Origin of the sequence: Nitrospira sp. MA-1 (assembly GCA_032139905.1) — a bacterium.
GTDB lineage: Bacteria > Nitrospirota > Nitrospiria > Nitrospirales > UBA8639 > Nitrospira_E.
Genome location: JAQJDB010000005.1, coordinates 469,840 through 488,990, shown reverse-complemented (window position 1 = coordinate 488,990; position 19,151 = coordinate 469,840). Strand labels below are relative to the sequence as shown.

At 49.2% G+C, this 19,151-nt stretch carries 11 protein-coding genes and 1 pseudogene; 3 read left to right on the top strand and 9 right to left on the bottom strand.

Going from position 1 to position 19,151, the window contains the following annotated elements:
* The first annotated feature begins 98 nt into the window (after positions 1-98).
* Positions 99-512, top strand: a complete 414-nt coding sequence (locus tag PJI16_06610) for a 2Fe-2S iron-sulfur cluster-binding protein (protein MDT3777225.1) — start codon at positions 99-101, stop codon at positions 510-512.
* 218 nt (positions 513-730) lie between these two features.
* On the top strand, positions 731-2,539 hold the full coding sequence (locus tag PJI16_06605) for a ShlB/FhaC/HecB family hemolysin secretion/activation protein (GenBank protein ID MDT3777224.1): 1,809 nt from the start codon (positions 731-733) through the stop codon (positions 2,537-2,539).
* A gap of 100 nt (positions 2,540-2,639) precedes the next feature.
* Here PJI16_06605 and PJI16_06600 read toward each other — a convergent pair whose 3' ends face one another.
* The 3 genes from PJI16_06600 to PJI16_06590 form a co-directional block, all read right to left on the bottom strand.
* Positions 2,640-3,320, bottom strand: coding sequence for a hypothetical protein (locus tag PJI16_06600; protein ID MDT3777223.1), 681 nt, complete (start codon positions 3,318-3,320; stop codon positions 2,640-2,642).
* Positions 3,321-4,199: 879 nt separating this feature from the next.
* On the bottom strand, positions 4,200-5,060 hold the full coding sequence (locus PJI16_06595; GenBank protein MDT3777222.1) for a DUF928 domain-containing protein: 861 nt from the start codon (positions 5,058-5,060) through the stop codon (positions 4,200-4,202).
* A 184-nt stretch (positions 5,061-5,244) separates the two neighbouring features.
* Entirely contained in the window at positions 5,245-5,406 is a 162-nt protein-coding gene (locus tag PJI16_06590; GenBank protein ID MDT3777221.1) for a hypothetical protein, read from the bottom strand.
* A gap of 108 nt (positions 5,407-5,514) precedes the next feature.
* On the opposite strand from PJI16_06590, the gene PJI16_06585 reads away from it, so the two are divergent.
* Entirely contained in the window at positions 5,515-7,836 is a 2,322-nt protein-coding gene (locus tag PJI16_06585) for a CHAT domain-containing protein (GenBank protein ID MDT3777220.1), read from the top strand.
* Positions 7,837-9,099: 1,263 nt separating this feature from the next.
* Here the strand turns inward: PJI16_06585 and PJI16_06580 are convergent.
* From PJI16_06580 to PJI16_06555, 6 genes and pseudogenes are all read right to left on the bottom strand, one after another.
* Positions 9,100-11,304, bottom strand: coding sequence for a hypothetical protein (locus tag PJI16_06580; GenBank protein ID MDT3777219.1), 2,205 nt, complete (start codon positions 11,302-11,304; stop codon positions 9,100-9,102).
* Positions 11,214-11,798 (bottom strand): annotated as a pseudogene (locus tag PJI16_06575) (hypothetical protein). Before PJI16_06575 ends, PJI16_06580 begins: the two are co-directional and overlap by 91 nt.
* Positions 11,799-12,152: 354 nt before the next feature.
* Entirely contained in the window at positions 12,153-15,395 is a 3,243-nt protein-coding gene (locus tag PJI16_06570; GenBank protein ID MDT3777218.1) for a filamentous hemagglutinin N-terminal domain-containing protein, read from the bottom strand.
* 217 nt (positions 15,396-15,612) lie between these two features.
* Positions 15,613-16,011, bottom strand: a complete 399-nt coding sequence (locus PJI16_06565; protein MDT3777217.1) for a hypothetical protein — start codon at positions 16,009-16,011, stop codon at positions 15,613-15,615.
* Positions 16,012-16,340: 329 nt separating this feature from the next.
* Complete coding sequence (locus tag PJI16_06560; protein ID MDT3777216.1) at positions 16,341-17,252, bottom strand: hypothetical protein; 912 nt, start codon at positions 17,250-17,252, stop codon at positions 16,341-16,343.
* Positions 17,253-17,314: 62 nt separating this feature from the next.
* On the bottom strand, positions 17,315-18,019 hold the full coding sequence (locus PJI16_06555) for a hypothetical protein (GenBank protein MDT3777215.1): 705 nt from the start codon (positions 18,017-18,019) through the stop codon (positions 17,315-17,317).
* Between the last annotated feature and the right edge of the window lie 1,132 nt (positions 18,020-19,151).

The following is a 19,151-nucleotide window of genomic DNA, read 5'->3' as shown; positions in this document are numbered from 1 at the left end:
GGAGATCCATTTAGTCGGATTAGTAAGAACAAAAAATGACCCAACGTGAAATTTTTTGAAATTAAATTTTTAACATATTGATTTATAAGGAGAATTTAATGGGAGGCAGTAATCCATATATTGAGAAAAGTGAAACGGCGGTTGCAAAAAAACCATTTAAACTTACCTTTATCACACCAGAAAAGCCTATTGAAATTGAGGTTGACCCGGAGAAGTTCCCTTATGGAGAGACAGGATTACCTGGGAGCATCTTAGATATTGCGCTGGGAAATGGCATCGATGTGGAACATGCATGCGGCGGAGTCTGTGCCTGCTCAACCTGTCATATCATTGTGAAACAAGGGCTCGACACCTGTAACGAGGCCACTGATGACGAAAATGACCAATTAGATGAAGCTCCAGGGCTCACCCTGCAATCAAGACTCGGATGCCAGTGCGTACCGAATGGGGAAAAAGATCTCATCATCGAAATCCCGGAATGGAACAAAAATCTCGTAAAAGAAAGTCACTAACCAAACCGGATTGCTTACACGAAACAGAGGTTGATGGAGTAGGTTTTCTTCCACTCACTCTATCCCATTAGAACTTCTTTGAATAAGGGGGGCCACCCTCCTCAATAGCGACGAGAACCAGCCTTCATCGATCATCAGATGGTTCCCTAGTAATTATTGACTCTTTCCTGTATAACAACATCCCTAGAGCAGACAACCTCTTCTACTGAATGCCATTCATGGCGGCGAGGAATGCGTTGTTTGGTTCAGGTCCCCTCTCCTATTCATCCGTCAAACGGATTTTCCGGGCGGCAGACATCGGGAAGGGACTTCTCGTCCTCCTCATCCTATCCCTACAATATTTTCCGGGAGTCGGCCAAGAAGATCAACTCTTGGCACAGGTCCGGCCCGGGTTTGATCCTACGGGACGATTCGGTCAACCCCCGCCGCTCGAAAAAAAAACGGAACCCCTACCCCCAAAACCTGCTCCCGATATTACACTGCCTCCGGTGGAAACCATACCCGAATTGGAAGGGGCCCCTCCCCAGATTCGGGTCATGGTTCGGAAAATTCAAGTTAAGGGAAGTACCGTCTTTTCAGAGGAAGAGCTAGCCAAGGTCACAGCCCCATTCGAAAACCGTGAGTTGTCCACCAATGATCTGGAAGAACTGCGCCGGGCTTTAACCCTGCTCTATGTCAATAAAGGATATGTGAACTCCGGAGCAGTGATCCCGGATCAGACCCTACAGGATGGAGTCGTCACGATTCAGATAATTGAGGGAAAACTGACGGATATCCAAATCGAAGGCACCAAATATTTTCTACCGTTTTATTTTGAAGACCGGATTGCCCTGAGCAGCGGACCACCGCTCAATATCAACCCCTTGAAGGAAAAACTCCAGCTCCTTCTTCAAGACCCGCGCACGGAACGGTTGAACACGGAGTTAAAACCCGGCCTGAAACCCGGCGAAGGGGTCCTTCATGTGCAGGTAGAGGAAGCTTCACCATTCAGGGCATGGGTTGAATTCAACAACTTTCAGTCACCTACGGTTGGCGAGTCGCGTGGTCTCGGAAATATCGCTGTGCAGAACCCGTTCGGGCTGGGCGATGCCTTTCACTTTACCTACGGCCAATCCAAAGGATTGCAGCCTCTCATTGAAGCCAACTACATCATCCCGCTCACCGCACGGGATACTACCCTCGAACTGAATTTCCGATTCAATGACTTTAACGTCGTCACAAAACCATTCGATGATCTGGATATCAGGACCAAATCCCAAATTTATAAAATCGCTTTACGTCAGCCCATCTATCGCACACTCAATGACGAAATTGCCCTTTCTCTCGTCGGAGAACATTTGGAGAATCAAAGTTTCCTCGGTGGAACGGGGTTTTCCTTTCAGCGCGGCGCGACCGATAACGGCAAGGCTATCGTGTCAGCACTCCGGTTCGGGCAGGAATGGATTCACCGCGAGTCCAATCAGGTCCTCGCGATTCGATCCCGATTTAGTGTGGGATTGAACGTACTGGATGCCACCAACAATAAACAAACCTCGGATGACCCGGACGGGGAATTTTTTGTCTGGTTAGGCCAGGCCCAATATGTTCGACGCGTCGATCCTCTCGGCATCGAATTTCTCGGCGGCCTGACCTTACAGATTGCCAACGACAGCTTATTCGCCCTGGAACAGTTTGCCGTCGGCGGCCGGTACAGCGTCCGGGGGTACTGGGAAAATTATCTGGTGCGGGATAATGCGTTTCTGTTCAACGTGGAATCACGAATCCCGATGTTTTCAAACTTTTTTGGTCCAAAGGTGGCGGTGGCTCTGGCTCCCTTCATCGATGTGGGTCGTTCATGGGATGCCAAACGCGACACCCCCGATCCACAGACGCTGGCCAGTATTGGCGCGGGAATCCGCATGTCCTTCTTCAACCGGGCGCATGCCAGTCTGTATTGGGGTCAGCAGTTAAATCACGTGGAGGATCCTCCCGATGGAGGTGTTCAGGATCAGGGAGTTCATTGGGAATTTATCCTGGATATTTTATAGCCTTCCCGAATGGAGATGCCTTCACAAAGCAGCCGATTTTTGCGGAAACGCAAAATACCTTGTTTTTACAATGGGGAGGAAGGGGAAGGTTGAGACACCTTCAGGGGAAAGGCGTGAACTGAGGGGAGGCCAGTTGAATGCGTTGCAAATAACGGGTGCGCTTCAAATATCCAGTTGCTCGATCCGAATCCTTTCCAGCCACAAAACGTAATCGCGCCAGACATCCCCGTTGAAAACGGTCAACGGCCAGGATAGAAAAAATTCGTTCCGCGCGAAGGTTATCCTCCTGACACCATTCACTCCCGCTCTGACAGGAAAAAGGAGTTTGACCAAAATTTACCGGATGAATTCGCCCGGAGGGAATCCCCAACTGTTCCAAAAACCCGGCAAGAAATCTCAGATGATAGTCGGCCCTGGCCAGGTTATAGGCAGACGTGCCGCGCGAATCACAATGTCCTTCAATTCGTACTCCCCACTGATCTTCCTGTTTAAGAAGCGCTACCGTTTCGTGGAGGAAACCCTCGATACCACCCTTGATGGAAGACCGGACGTCATCAAAGTAGACGTCTGCAAAGACAGGGTCCTGGTACATGTCTTCAACAAAAGGCTCCGAACCCCTACCCTTCCCGAAAGACGTCACCGGTATGGAGACAATTAACGTATCATGAATTTCTTCCCCCGCCTCTTCCTGAAAATTCGAATAGGGAGGAAAAATATCCAGGGGATTCGCGAAGGATTCCTGAATAGTCCCTATCGCCCCGCACAGAAGGGCCCATGCCATTAAAAACTTGTGGAATCTATTCAGATGGAGGAGAAACATGCCAGTGAAAAGGAAAGAGGGCCCATTTGAAAGCTAAACACGAAAACGCCTCAGGGTTGGTATGGTTTTGGCCACACCCCTTTGGAGTCAATATCGGCTCGACAATGAGACTTAATTCATATAAGAAAACGGAGTATCGCCATTCCTACCAAGTACCAGGAGACATACATGGCTGAAACGAAGTGATGAATCTGATGCGAGGATTAAGGAAAAAATTGTCAATCAGAATGCGATGACGAGGAACGGAATCTACAGGTGAGCCTGTCAGCGCCCAGGAAGAGCGGAGTACAAGGGATTTTGGTATCTCGCAGAAGCAACCGTTCGATGCACCGGAAAGCAGCTTACCGGAAGAACGGTGTCGATGAAGACGTTCAAGTCCTCTAAAAAATGGGCTGTTGAATATTTCAAGTTTTTGCCCCGCTTATTCACAATTGAATTGGTGGTTTAGGCTCACAGGGAGTAAATAATGGATTATTCAAAAATGCGCGTCCAGTCCTGTCCTGAGGCTTCGCGAAGGGAAGGCCGCAGGCACTTGGACGCGCGGAGGGTATGGAAAAGTACGTGAGCACGGCCAAGAGGCGAAAACACCGCTGGCGACATTTCTCAACATTCCAAAAAATGAAAACCTGTCCCCGCCACAACGGCAGGGACAGGTTCCATAACTGCGGGTACGATGAAGGGGGAAGGGAGCCGGCTCCCCTAGAACGGAAGAAGCTGGCTCAATAACTCACGGGCATCACGGACTGAAGGAAATTTCTGGTCCTGTCAACACCCGCCGAGACAAGACCTTCGTGGGCTTGCCCATACAAACCTCCAATTCCCACTGTCAAAAAGCCGCAGTCATAATCCATGCTGGCGATCCACCTGCGCCGGCATGTCCAAATCCACCTCTTCGAGCAAGGACGCTCGCACATTATGCATCTCGGGATCTGAAGGATTAGACTGAATCTGGGTGGAAATCACGCCTATGGCGTCATACCAAAACCCCGCTTGCCCCCATAACCTCGTCGCTTCAACGGGATTGGCGTTCCTCATATTCTCACCCAGAGAGACCGGGACATCTCCTACCTGGATCATCCCTCCGACAATCAGATCTCTTGATCGGTGTTCGGGATCGGAGATCAGAGCCACAGACCATTGATAGGTTTTTCCTTTTTCCAGCCTCAGGTCATAGTCTGCTAACCGGATGATCTGAATCCCGGGCTCAGTCGGTGAGGAAATCCCTTTCTCAATTATCGGATTCACTCCCGTCGCCTCTATGATGGTCAATTCCAAAGGGTAGGTCGTCTTCTTTGATAGATACCAGACCAATCGTGGTTGCACCTCGGCAGACAATCCCACATGGTCAGGAACCAAGGCCCACATTAATGGAAGATCAGCCGAAGGACCTCTGGTTCCTCCACCGACCCGTCCTCCTGGAGCCCCTCGTTGTGGGGGCTGGTACAATGCCTCCTTACCAGATGAAACCCGCTGCTTATCATCTGCAACCTGTACAAACCGCCGGTCGACAATAGGAAATGTCTCCTCCAGAAAAACCGCCGCGTGATTTTTCCTTGGTTCAATGGCTACAGTCGCAACATCCCTCATTTGTTGGCGATTTGCCTGACCAGTTAGTTCCGCTCCTCCCACTAATTGAACACTAAGACCAAGGATCACGCCTATGACACCCACACCCCTGCTTCGCGTCATCATCTGGCTCATGATGGTCCTCCTCTCTTCGCCCGGACCGTCTTTCCGGAACATTTACACGTGAGACATTTTCAGATCTACTCACGCTCATTAATAATTACATAAAGCAAGCTTCGTTCCATAAGCCAAATTTTCCTCAAATGGCGACAATCGTTTCGAACCCAATGCTATTGCAAAAGATTTCATGGCAAACCTCTCACACCTGGACTTTCTCCTTCAATGCGGCAAACACCTCACCTGTACACATGATGTATTGTGTGTCCACTTTGAGAACAATTTCAAGCGCAGATGGATCACCCTTCCAAGCCAGCGACAGAAGACGTGCATGGTAAAAATCCCCATTCTCCACCCGATCCACTGGAACCCCAAAACCCTCCCTATCACAATCCCTCGCTTTGACCTTATTGAAGGGAGTTCCTAGAATAGATTCCGTAAAAGGATCGTTTCGAAAGAAGGGACTGCAACGTTGCTCAAATGCGGGTTCCTCAAACGTCTTGATTATGGTCCTCTGGTTTTCATTCTCATCCTGGGGTCAGGTGGATTAGGGTTCACCAACTCCAGTGGAGAGGAAATATCCCCTCAAACCCTGATGGAGGATGGAAGCCGGCATTACCAGCAAGGACAGCTTGAACAGGCCACCCGGTCCTGGACTCAAGCCGCTCAGATCTATGAAAATTCCGGAGATCATCCCAATCAGATTCAAGCGCTCATTTATCTCTCAAGAGCTTTTCTCGATATGGGCCAATACCAACGGGCGCAACAACTCCTTCGCACCGCCATCCAAACAGCACAGGAAAACACCCAGCCCCGCCTGATGGCCCAGGCGCTCAGCCAATTGGGCATCGTGCACCTTAATGTAGGAGAATCAGATTCCGCGCTCGAAATCCTGCAACAAGGTCTGAAGATCTCCAGGGAAATTGAGGATCGACCGCTCATGGCTGCCATCCTCAATGATCTGGGCAATGCCCATGCGGTTCGCCAGAGCGACACTGAAGCCCTTGCAGCTTATACAGAATCGAGCATTCTCGCCGACTCCCTCGATTTGCAACCTCTCTCAATTCGAGCCATGATTAATGCGGCCCTGGTGGAAATCCGGCAGCAGTCCACACAAAATGGAAAAATCCACCTGCAACTGGCATTGGAGAAAACACGCCAGCTTCCGGACTCCCATGAAAAGATTCAAAACCTGCTCACCATCGGAATGGGATTGAGAGACCTCAGTACCCAGGTCTCAGCGGAACATGCACCGGTATTCACGCAAGCCGCTGAGTCCTTTCGGGAAGCCATACGTAGCGCAAAGGAAATTGGAGACTGGAAAAATGAATCTTATGGATGGGGATTTTCAGGAGAATTGTACGAAGAAGGGGGCCGCCATGAGGAAGCCCTTCAACTCACTCAATTGGCAATTCGGACGAGTCAAAAGGGCCAAGCCCCGGAAGCCCTCTATCGCTGGGAATGGAACATGGGCCGTCACCTCAAAAATCTGGGTCGGACGGACGAGGCCATTTCAGCCTACCAACGGGCGATCGATACGCTCCAACCCATTCGTCAGCAACTAGCAGTCGGGCTTCCCCAAAACCCGGCATCGTTTCGAGAATCTCTGGGAGCCTTGTTTTTTGAGACCGCTGATCTGCTACTCCAACGGGCGGACGAGGTAACAAATGACCCAAGAAAGGAAGGACTCCTGTTCAAAACCCGGGATACCATAGAAGCGTTGAAGGCCGCAGAATTACAGGATTACTTCAAAGACGATTGCGTGGAAGCGAATAGGGGAAGAATTCAAGCCATAGATAAAGTATCCGCCTCCACGGCGATCATTTATCCGATTCTTTTTCCTGACCGGATGGTCCTGCTGATGAGCCTTGGAGGAACGATGAAAAAGATCACCGTTCCTGTTCAGGAACGTGACCTGACCAAAAAAATTCACCTGTTCCGGACCCTATTGGAAAAACGCACCACCCATCAATATTTGCCTCATGCGCAATCTCTCTATGACCTGATCATCCGACCGCTTGAACCTTCCCTGAATGAATTCGGGATCCAGACACTCGTCTTCGTTCCGGATGGATCATTGCGAACCATACCCATGGGGTCTCTCCATGACGGAGAAAAGTTCCTCATCCAAACGTATGCCCTGGCAATCACGCCAGGACTGACGCTCACCGATGCCCATCCCCTGGACCGGGAGCAGATCAATCTCTTGTCGGTTGGACTATCCGAAGGCGTGCAGGGATTTTCACCGCTTCCGAATACGCAACAGGAGGTCAGGGAACTTCAAGACCTCTTTGGCGGGAAGACTCTCCTGAACGAAAAATTCCGCATTCCCAATCTTGAACAGGACATGAAAGAAGAAAACTTTACTATTATTCATATCGCCTCACATGGAAAATTTGAAAATGAGGCCAAGAATTCGTTCGTGCTCACCTATGACAACAAACTCACCATGGATCGACTCAGAGAACTCATCGGACTCTTTCAATTCCGACAAATCCCCCTGGATCTGTTAACCTTGAGCGCCTGTGAAACAGCAACGGGAGACGATCGTTCCGCCCTGGGTTTGGCCGGAGTAGCCGTGAAAGCGGGAGCTCGAAGCGCTTTGGCCACCTTATGGTTCATCAATGACCAGGCCTCCTCCAATCTGGTCAATCAATTCTACCTGCGGCTCAAAGAAACATCACTCTCCAAAGCCCAGGCCCTTCGGGAAGCCCAAGTAGCCCTGCTCGACCATCCTATCTATCGACATCCCGGCTATTGGGCACCGTTCCTCCTGATCAACAACTGGCTCTAATCGTGTATTTCCCAGACTGATCACACGGAGTGGCCCGGCGATTTTTGGCTTTGTATCGAAGGACGCCTCCTCTATAAATCATGCTGTCACGACCAGACCACACGAACCAAATCCGGGTCCTGCCCTCTTTAATTAATTGATCGATCTTCCGCTCCTGTCTTTTTTAGTACCTTGATCCCCTTCCCGGTCATTCCGGCCGGTTTTCTCTGCTTGTCATCCCCCCAGTTGTAAGCGGGTATCCATACGAAACAGTCCTAAAAGAGATGTTACATACCCAAGTCGACAGAACAGGTATTTTGGGGTCCTGCTAAGACGGATAGAAGTGAGACATCACCGTGCTTCCCCCTCCTGACAAAAACCTCCAAAACCCGTCAGGCCTAACGGTTAGCTCATTCAGCGGCAAGGAGAACAGCCGTTGACATGGTGACAACGTCGTGACCACCTAGACAAACACGCTTGAATGGGACACCCCCATTTTGGGGGATTTCAAGCCCGCAAGTCATTAATTTTAAACATGAAATTCTCAACGCATGAAATTCTCTCCAAACGGCACCATGGTTGCTTTACATAAGAAGTAACAAGATCAATTAACGGAAGCCAAGAGGGGACTTCCCTCATTTGCAAAAGGTTTCGATCATGCAACTTTATGAAATTTACCAAAACATCGTCCTCGGAACTTCAATAAGCTGCATAATCGGGCTGGCGGTTGCATGGGTGCTATTCCTGTCTAACCGTGGTAAATAACAAAAAACGTTGATCGTCGCATTCAGCCATTTAACATCCAATCCATAATTCGGTTTAGCCCTCATCAAATTGGCATCGAGTGAAACGAAGGATCTATGTGTAGATTGAAGATAACTCAACTATTCAAGATCCTTCAGGAAATATGTCCTGACAGAACCAAAGGGTTCAGGATAAAAAAGCCCTTCGACGCGTGAGAACTTCGTTCTCCCTCGCCCCCTCTCCGTCATACCCCACTCTAACCATCGGGAATCCATAAGACCCTCCATGTCATTCGCGCAAGGAGCCATCGCAATCTGTCCGAAATGAGCCAAAGCCAAAAAAGCTTGATTTCGGATTATAAATGCCGGGGATGATGGCGATTGAACAAGCTGCACAATCACACCTTTTTGAATGACACGTCGTATGGGAATGCCTGTCCATAATCTACCAGGCAGGATGACACGGGGAACTTCCTAAGAATTTATTTTAGAGGAGCGCGGGTGGGTACATCGGGAAATGTCCGAAATCCGACATCCCACATCAAGGACAGACAGAAAGCATCCCCTCACCTAGCCCGAACAGCACGGGAGGAGAATAGGCGGCCAAATGGATAGAGGAAGTCGAGTCTTGGCCAGAATCCACGGAGCGCGTACCGGTATCCCCCAATGCGCCCGAAGGGGATGAACTCATTTGGGGGAGAAACGGACTGGCTAAGAATGTGCCGGGCGTGGGCGCCACACTGTCGGACTTGGAATCCACAAAGGTACTAAAGTGGCCGCCCTCTCCTGCCACACAGCGGGACGCATAGAGCGTGGCCACGTTCACCGGCTGATCGGGCAGAGGCGCAATCGTGCCACTCAGCACTTGAATAGGCGATTCAATCCTGACCGCGCCGCTGATCCCCGTTTGGGAGGAGGCATCTAGCGTGCTCTGGGCATCCAATAAGACCGCCTTGTTCGCGATTAACGTAATATTGCCCCCCTGACCGGCCACAGCCTTGGCCAGAATATCACTGTTCTGAAGTATGATGAAATCCGGATCCAACGTGACATCGCCTCCGGCCGTGTTTGCGTCCCCCTGGACCGAACTGGCAATGGTACTGTCGACCAATTGAATCATGTCGTTTGCGGTGAGTGTGATATTGCCCCCTGAGGCTTGGACCGCTTCGGTGGTTACGGTGGCCTTATCGATCAGAATCGTGTCATGGCCGGTGATATTAATATTTCCAGCATTGCCTGGTCCGTCGCTGCTCGCCGAGACCGTTGCCCCGTCACTCAGGGCGAAGTTTTGACCAGCCATCAATGAGATCGCCCCGCCTGCCCCGGAGCCGGGCTCCGTCCCAGTCGTCTGACTGAACACGCCACCCGACCTTCCGCTAATGGACACGTTGCCAGGGGCGTTCACGGTAATGTTTCCACCAGCGCCCTGAGCTGAAGTATTGGCCTCAATCCTTCCGCCCGAAGTGATAGTGAGCTGCCTTGCAGTCAACGTGGTGCTCCCAGCCGACCCGCTGCCCTCAGTGTCGGTGAAAATTCCGGAACCGGCACCTTCGATCACGATCGAATCAGCAGGAATGGCCAACCCTTGGATATTGATCGTTCCTCCCGAGCCGGAGGGAGGGGGGGGAGGTTCCTGTCCTGAGAAGGCAGGACCGATCGTACTGCTACTTCGCAATTGCCCACCGTTGGTCAGGTGAAGATTCTGCGCAAAAACAGTGAGGGCACCTGCATCACCTGGACCGAACGTCTCTGTGGAAAGGGAGCTGTTTCCGCTAACCAAGATGTCAGATGCCCTGATGTTCAGATCAGAAGAAGAGGCTGGTCCCCTTGTGGTCGTTTGAATGCCAGAGGGGACAGGGATAATTATGCCATTATCCAGAATCAAGTTGGCACTATTCAGAATCAAGCTCCGGGAGAGGTTCAAGGTTATAGCCCCTGGCAAAGCCGGGAAAAAATTGTCGATCGCAATGCGAGCCCCATTCATAATCAGGTTGTTCGCAGTAACCTGAATCCCTCCATTGCCTTCAACCCCTGCAGTTCCTGAAATGAAAGTGAAAATATCCGCTCCAGACCCAGTCATTAGAATGTCACCTTTTGGCGCGTTCACCTTGATAGATCCCACAACTCCCCCGCCAAAAGTTTGCGAACTGACGAAGGATTCTGTCAACGAAATATTTCCCGCCGTGCTCGTCAGTTCGATATTAGTTGCATTTCCTAAGACAGACATCGAAGGTGATGCAGAAAATGAACCGGAAAATCCACCGATAGAACTACCCAGGAGGTCGAGATTTCCGGAGGTCCTTACACTAATATTGCTAGAGTCGCCTTCACCAGCCGTATTGGTTTGGATCTGGACAAAGCTGCCGGTCCCAAAATCATTCATCAGGAAAGAATTCGCCTCCAGCAGAATATCTCCGCTTGGTCCTCCCCTACTACCATCCTCAACATTCGACCTAATACCTGAAAAAGGAGGAAGAGCAGGAGGATTAGAAGGGTCAATGGGCTCAAAAGGATCAGGAGGAACAAAATCCTGAGGGCCCAATATTTCTATGCGGTCAGCTTTCACATGCACACCACCCGATCCAATCCCCAAAGCGGCGTCTTCGGCCACGTTTGATTCGAGGGTGGCGCCATTCTGAATCACGACCTTCCCGCTCATATTGATATCAATGCCTGTACCGGGATTATCCACCGGCGGACCCATGGCCGGATCCGTGGTATTGGCAGAAATGATGGAATTGTCCACCAAAGACGGCCGCCTCGAATTACCACGGTGCCGCCGCCCTTACCGCTGGCATCGATGACAAATTTCTCCGAGATGTGAATCATGCCCAGCGCCTCAAAGGATTGCCCATTAACATTGGGGGCCTGAGCCAACGTTTCCGACAGAATTTCTCCAGGCGAGGCCACACTGGCTAGGGCAATTTTCCCTACCGGCGCATTAAGAGTGCTACCAGGGATTGTTAGATCTCCCCCAACCAGCGAAAGGGTCCGTCCTTCTGAAACCGATAACGTACTCTCTTGAACCGAAATAAAAGCCGGATTGGATTCAAGAAATCCAAAGGCTGCCACCGGGGCCACGCTCAACAGCGCATCCTGTGGCCCAGGAAGAGCCGTGAACTGGACCCCATCGTTGAGTCTTAAATAATCAGCCGTGGTGAAATGAGCAGCCCCACCCACATACAAGGAGGCATTGGGCCCAAACACAATCCCAGCCGGATTCATAAGAAACAAATTGGCATTGCCGAAGGCCTTGGGTCCGAATCGTCCCCCTTATGTTTGAAGGATTACCGCCCGTAACCCGGCTGAGAATGTTGGATGTCGGAAGTCCGGAATCGTTCAGAAAGTTGGCAATGTTGTTCGTTGGGACCCCGAACTCCCCGAAGCTATGAAACAGGTTTCCTCCGCCCCCCGGTCGCGTTCCGCCGGTAATATTGTGCTGGACCCCTCCACCAGGAACATTCACCGGGGCACTGATTTGAGTGTTTAAACCTGACGACGTGATGGGAGGGGGCGTTTGACCATAGGTCACCCCGCCGAGAAGGAAGATGAAAAGCCCGAGGGAAACCGAGGGCCAAATCTTCATGGAACGACCTACGGACAGGGAATAGGTTCGCCTGTGGCCTGCGTGAACAGCACGGGGGGCGTATAAGCCGCTAGATGAATTGAAGCCTCTGGATCGGATAGCGTCACTTCCAAAGCATGTGCCTGCTTGTTCTGCGCCATTGCCTGCTGTGACACATCCGTGACCGGCAGGAACGGGCTGGCTAAAAAGGTGCCGGGCGTGGGCGCCACACTGTCGGACTTGGAATCCACAAAGGTACTAAAGTGGCCGCCCTCTCCTGCCACACAGCGGGACGCATAGAGCGTGGCCACGTTCACCGGCTGATCGGGCAGAGGCGCAATCGTGCCACTCAGCACTTGAATAGGCGATTCAATCCTGACCGCGCCGCTGATCCCCGTTTGGGAGGAGGCATCTAGCGTGCTCTGGGCATCCAATAAGACCGCCTTGTTCGCGATTAACGTAATATTGCCCCCCTGACCGGCCACAGCCTTGGCCAGAATATCACTGTTCTGAAGTATGATGAAATCCGGATCTAACGTGACATCGCCTCCGGTCGTGTCTGCCTCCTCCCCCTGGACCGAACTCGCAATGGTACTGTCGACCAATTGAATCATCTGGTTGGCGGTGAGTGTGATGTTGCCACCTGAAGCCATCTGAGCGTCCGTGGCCACGGTGGCCTTATCGAGATAGATCGTATCATTAGCCGTAATTTGAATACTCCCAGCGTTACCCGGCCCTGAGCTTGATGCCGAAACGATGGCATGGTTATCAAAAGTAACGTTATTAGCCATAAGGGAAATGTTGCCTCCAACGCTTTCGGTAGCCTCGGTTGTGACATCACTATTACTTATCAAAACAGTGGCATCAGCCTTAAGATTAATACCCCCGGAATTCCCGGTGGAGGTGCTCCCCGCAGTTATGGTGGACCCTTCGGTAAGTGAGAGTTGGCTCGTCGAGACTTCAATGGTTCCCCCTACTCCCGCACTTGCTGTCCGAGCACTGACCAACCCCTGTTCAAGATTCAGGGTCCCAGCTTGAATATTAATGTTCCCGGCAATGCCTGTAGCTTCCGGCCCTGGAATGCGGCCCTCGTTTTCAGTGGTGATGGACGAACGCGGATCAACACCAAATGCCGTCTTTTCTTGATTCTCACCAGAAATCGAAATCGTGTCGGCACTTAAACGAATAGCCCCCCCGTCTCCCTCGCCTAATGAGCTGGACGTCACAGAACCTCCATCAAGTATGTTGATCTCCCGGGCCGTGATCCCAATTGTTCCGCCAGTGCCTGTGTCATCGGTTTGAGCAGAGATTCGACTAAAACCTAAAGCAACCGTAGTGCCATCCCTTTCAATAAAGGGAAACGCAATCTTTCCGGAAAGCTCAACCGAATCGGCGACCACCTCGATTTTGCCGGCAGCACCGCTTCCCTCAGTAATGGCTCTGATTTCTCCGCCATCAGCAATCTTTAACCCGCCTGAAAGATTAATTGAAATATTTCCGGCTGGCCCAGGGCCATCGGTGGACGCGTTTAGGAAGGCTTTATCTGTCAACTGAAGATTACGAGCCGTGATTTGCATGTCCGCACCCTTCCCATTGCTCGTGGTCGTTCTAAGACCCGTAAAATCCGCACCAGCTTGACCTACTAACGGGAACATCGAGTCTCGAATACCCGTGATGACAATATCTTCCGCTCTAATCGTCAGATCACCGTCTGCAGCCGTGCTTGCAGATCGCACAACTATTGACGAGCGTTCCTCTATTGTCAGTTGGCCGTTGACCACTACATTGACGCTATCAGCATTACCCGTCGCACCCCCAAAAGAAGCGGATTCAATATTAGTAAAATTCCTAAGGGTTAATTTGTCCGCTGTGATTTGGACATGTCCTGCATTACCACTCGAACCAACACTGTTCGCCGAAATGACAGCGCGATTGAGAGACATCTCGCCTGCCTTGACATTAATATTCCCCGCTTGCCCCGTCCCACCAACCGTCGTAGCCGTCATGGCTGCTCCCGTCATTTGGAAATCTTTTGCGATCATTGAGATATTCCCAGCATTTCCTGTCGAATTCCCGAGAAAAGCACCAAATGTCACGCTCTCAAAAGGTTGAAAGGCATCAGACATTAGGACTTTATCCGCATATACCTCGATATTCCCGGCGTTCCCCGATCCACCAAGCGCATACGTGTGAACCATGCTGTTATTCCTTACTTCCAAAGTTTGGCCGGCGTTCAAGAAGATGTCTTTACCAGCCAGGGAACCCTCCAAAACATTTGCCTCAATGAGAGACCCATTATCGATAAGAAAGTTTCCAGTAGTCGCTATGTCAATTCCGGCTCCTGGAGACTCTAAAAGTCCACTTGCAGGTCCGGTGGTATTGGCAGAAATGGTTGAACCATCGACCATAAGTTGACCACCACGAATAACTACCGTCCCTGCCGGCTTGCCGGACACATCCAGCGTCGTGCCTTCCAACAGTGCTATGTTGCCCATCCTGGTGAACGATTGCCCATTGACATTGGGTGCACTGTCATAAGTAGTGGCCAACACCTCACCAGGCGAGGCCACACTGGTTAAGACTATCTTTCCTCCTGGTGCATTGAGTTCACTGCCAATAATATTGATTTCTCCACCATTAAGCGAAAACGTTTGTCCTTCGGAAACCGATAACGAGCTTCCCCCAACTACAATTGAAGAAGGGTTCGATTCCAGAAATCCAAAGGCCGCGACGGGCGCCACAGTCAGCAATGCATCTTGAGCGCTGGGAAGCGCGGTGAACTGGATGCCGTCACTAAGTCGTAAATAATCAGAGGTCGTGAAATGTGTCGACCCGCCTACGTTCAACGAGGCATCAGGACCAAAGATGATGCCGGCAGGATTCATGATGTACAGGTTGGCGTTGCTGAACCCTTGGGTCTGAATCGTTCCCAAAATGTTCGAGGGATTACCGCCAGTGACACGGCTCAGAATATTTTCTGTTGGAAGTCCAGTGTTGTTCCGAAAATTGGCAATGTCCCCTCCTGCCACACTAAATTGACCGAAACTATGAAATAGATTATGGCCATTACCCGGCCTGGTCCCCCCGGTGATATCATGAAGGCTTCCAATCTGAGTAACCGCCGTGCCCATTGTGCCATCGGAGGTAATGGCCGTCGTCACTTGACTCCGGCTGAAGGTCGCCAGGGTCAATGGCAACGTCAGGACCGGTATGAGTGTGCCAAAAAACCGTAATAACATTCGTTTATGAATGCCCAGCATTGAAAAAACCATGTGCCCCTTAAAATGGGCTTTATAACCTTGCCTTTTTCCAAAGGCTTAATATTTGCCCTCTCTAACCCTAAGCATCCTCTTTCATCTTAAAAAAGATGTCAAATGTGGACTCTTGGTCCAATCTGCTATCCCCCGAAAGGTATTCAGAAAATTATGCAGAACCGAACATCGGACATGCCTTTCGGATTGTAATCAATAGAACCGGCACATAGAGATATTATTGTGCTTTTAGTAATTTCCTAGTACCAGGATCGTCGAAAGAAAAAACTACTTCATCCTTTTCTTGAAGACCATCTTGAACGTCATCAGGCGGGACAGAGAAATACAACTTTATGATCTGCCCCTTATCCTCGACCTTAACTTCATAAATTTTCCCCGCACCAGTACCATGAATTTTTTCGAGGACTCCACTATTAGGTGGAGTACCACCCTGACACATATAATATAGGTGAGCCGGCCAACCTGGTGGACAGGCAGGGCCTGGTCCCGGTGGATGACCGTTCCCAGGTTGTACTCCACTACGAACGTCAACGTGGACGTCAATTAATGGTGTATGACAACCAGTCAATATCCCAAACAAAAATATGAGGACAACGGCAATTCTCGGAATGCTCATTTTTTCCTCCATGTATAAGTGTTAGTAAATAATTTAAAAAATTTGAGGCTGTGGCAGGGAATGTTCATTCCAGAAGGAATTTTCCTTTCCAATCTTTGGTTTCCTAGGTTTCATGATATTTGAGTTTGCAAACAAAGGACCCCATTGGAGTTTTGTTTATAGGTATAAGCCCTCTCCGAAATAAAAGGAAAGCATTGCTTTTCCTTCCTAAATCTATCTTGAAAGTTTGACCGATAAAAGCTTTCAACTTCTCAAATTCTGATTACGAATCTATGGTGAAGCAGGGTTCCTCAGATTTTTTTAGACTAATTGAATCTGTTATTCATTATTTATTTTTGGCCAATAAACCTTTTTATGTTTCCCTGACATTCGCTGCTCCTTTTCTCGTAATAGCAAGCTAACCCCAATGCCGCAATCCCATTTTGGGCTTCGAGCGCCTCAGTGATGTGTGCCCGTGATGAAGTGCCAACTTCAGTATTTTTGAGGAGAAGTTCTAGGTAATCTTTCACTGTCATATCTTTATTTTCGCCATTTTCCATTACTTTCACCTTGATGTGCTTTGACCCTGTTAAGGCAAGTCCTGTAATGGCTGCTCGTTTTCTAATTATCATTTGGCTGGGTGAAATTATTTCCGTTTTTTGGTTTCCTGAACACTCACTCCTGCCATTCTGAATCTCAGATACCAGACAATTGCTGAATTCAGTCGCCTTGTTTATTAGTGCGTTATTCGCTTCCACGAGCATTTGTCTATCTGCACTTTCCTTTTCACTCCCCATTTCCCTACCTTGGCCCATACCCTGGGCTTTAATCTTCACAAGATTCCTTTTCGTTGTTTCTTCCGCATTGTTAATCCAATATCCCAGTATCATCAAGGCATCTGCTTTTTCCTTAGCAAATAAAGATTCATTGTCCTGTTGAAGAAAGGTAATAATGGCATCTCCTGAATTCGGTCCCCCAATAATGCCCAGCATAGTGAGGGTATTGGTACAATACGGGGTGCAATCTGTCTTCAACATTTCGGCTAACCTTTTAACTGTGTCAGCTTGGATTTTAGGTGTAGCGCTATATTGTTTGATTTTCTCGAATGGGAAGCTATCAACAAAGCTTAGGTGTACGAACTGCTCAACGGGCATAAGTACAGCATTTTCATCTTCTATCTGCTGGGCCAAAGAAAAATGATTGAAGTAAAACCCTCCTCCAATCACCCAGAGCATGCCTACTATTAATATTATTTTGTTCATTAAGGTTCTCTCTTTTCTCTCGGTGGTTAAAGGGCACCAGATTTTATGTTTCATCATGCCCTCTATGGTAGCTTGAAATTCCCGCATTCGGTGGAAGTTAGTGCGCTGTGTTCTGAGAAAATTTGGGGATGCATGACCGCCGTTGAATTTAATCGATGGTAGTTACCTTTATTGTGGCCAAGTTCGTGAAGCCACAGAATACCTAACGTTTGATAAAACGGGTTTTTATCTCCTTTTTTCTCCCGCAACATTTCAACAACCAGAGCATCACCTGGAAGTTCAGCACAACCTATCCATGGGCCAGGCCTACTACACCATTGGACATCTTCAATCACTTTCACACCCGGCAATCCGGTAATAACTTCAAAATCAAACTTACTTGAAACTACGCCTGCTCTGGGTCCCTCTTGGGGCCAGGTAAAATTCTCAATTTCTCCCTCTCCATTGCGAACCAGTTTGAGATTGCATTGGCCATCCGTAATCGCCACTTTGGTCGCCTGCTCTAAAATTTTAATAGCTTCTTCTTCAGTCAGTTCTACCGATGGATGCTTTTTAATATTAAGAGATATCAGTTTCTCAGGCCCGTCGTCTGGCCCTTGGTCTGGAGAATCGGGCACATCAGGAGTTGATGGACAGCCAGAACACTGTATGCTGGAAGTTTGAGGAAGGACTACGTGAACATGAACCCTCACGCACCCATTAGTAGTAAGAATCATTCCCAAGAACAAAATGAACAATAATAAATTGAACGCCGGGGTAATTTTCATTCAAATTCCTTTCTTCTCCCCCTGAGCTGCCACTAGTAGATGATAGTTGAATATTTTCATCTTTCGCTTTGTGGGCTCCCACCACGAACCCCTGGAGGGATCATCAGTTGGTTCGGTTTATTCCCTAATGTTAGGGTCAAATAATCCATCCCACTCAATCCTCTGGTCACTAAGATCCACTTGCATAAAGCATTTTTAAACGGCAAGGGGCCAACAATAGCAATGAGCCTTCACATATCTTTATCACAGGAATTTTGTACCCAGGAATTTCCAGTTGCACACGTGCTTTGACACAACCTTATGCACTAAAATTTATCACGACTAAAAGATGAATTTGTCAGTATATCCACTTGAACCTCATAGGAATTTCGGATAATTCTCTCCAGCTCAGAAAGTCACTTTTAGCTTCTCGCGTTAATTGCATCATTCGACCTTATAATCAGGTCATACCCTGATGCTTCAGTTTTTGATGGTGCCTACACAGACCAGGATTATATTGAAAGGCCGATATCTTTCAGCTCTGAATTGGAAGAAGGGGAAAAGAAGACTTCGTAATGATGCCGGATCAGCAATACCGCTACAAAAATATAAAGTAGATCAATTCATGGTATTGCAGTTGTTAGAGAATCTATGCTCCCCTTTTTTTTCCAACCACTCCATTATGAAATTGTGACCTCCCTTATTTTCATGGCATGCTGCGCGGAATTGTTACGTAACCAAATAATTATTGCAATAAAGGCAATTGCAATGCCGCATTCAGCAATAGCTACCACCACTCTCACCTAAACTCGACTAAGCTTCTCATTCATAAGAGTTTTCTCGAGGATTAAAAGGGCTAGAGATAGGGACCAGTTCTTGTTCAGCGTGGGACGCGTATCCGAATAGATACCCGTTGTATCTGATTGGATACACAATGGTATTGATTCAGCGAGGAAGAATGGCTTTGGGGACTTTTGCTTCACAAAGTCCGTAAAACGACATTGTCCTGAATTTTTCCTTGGCCTCATTTCCGAAGAAGCGGAACTAAGACTTACCCTTCAATCCCCATAGAGCCAAGATCACCCTTTTAGACAAGGGAATGGGCTATCGTTGTTGATGAGTTTTTAGAGAAAGAGAGAAGAGTAATCTTGTG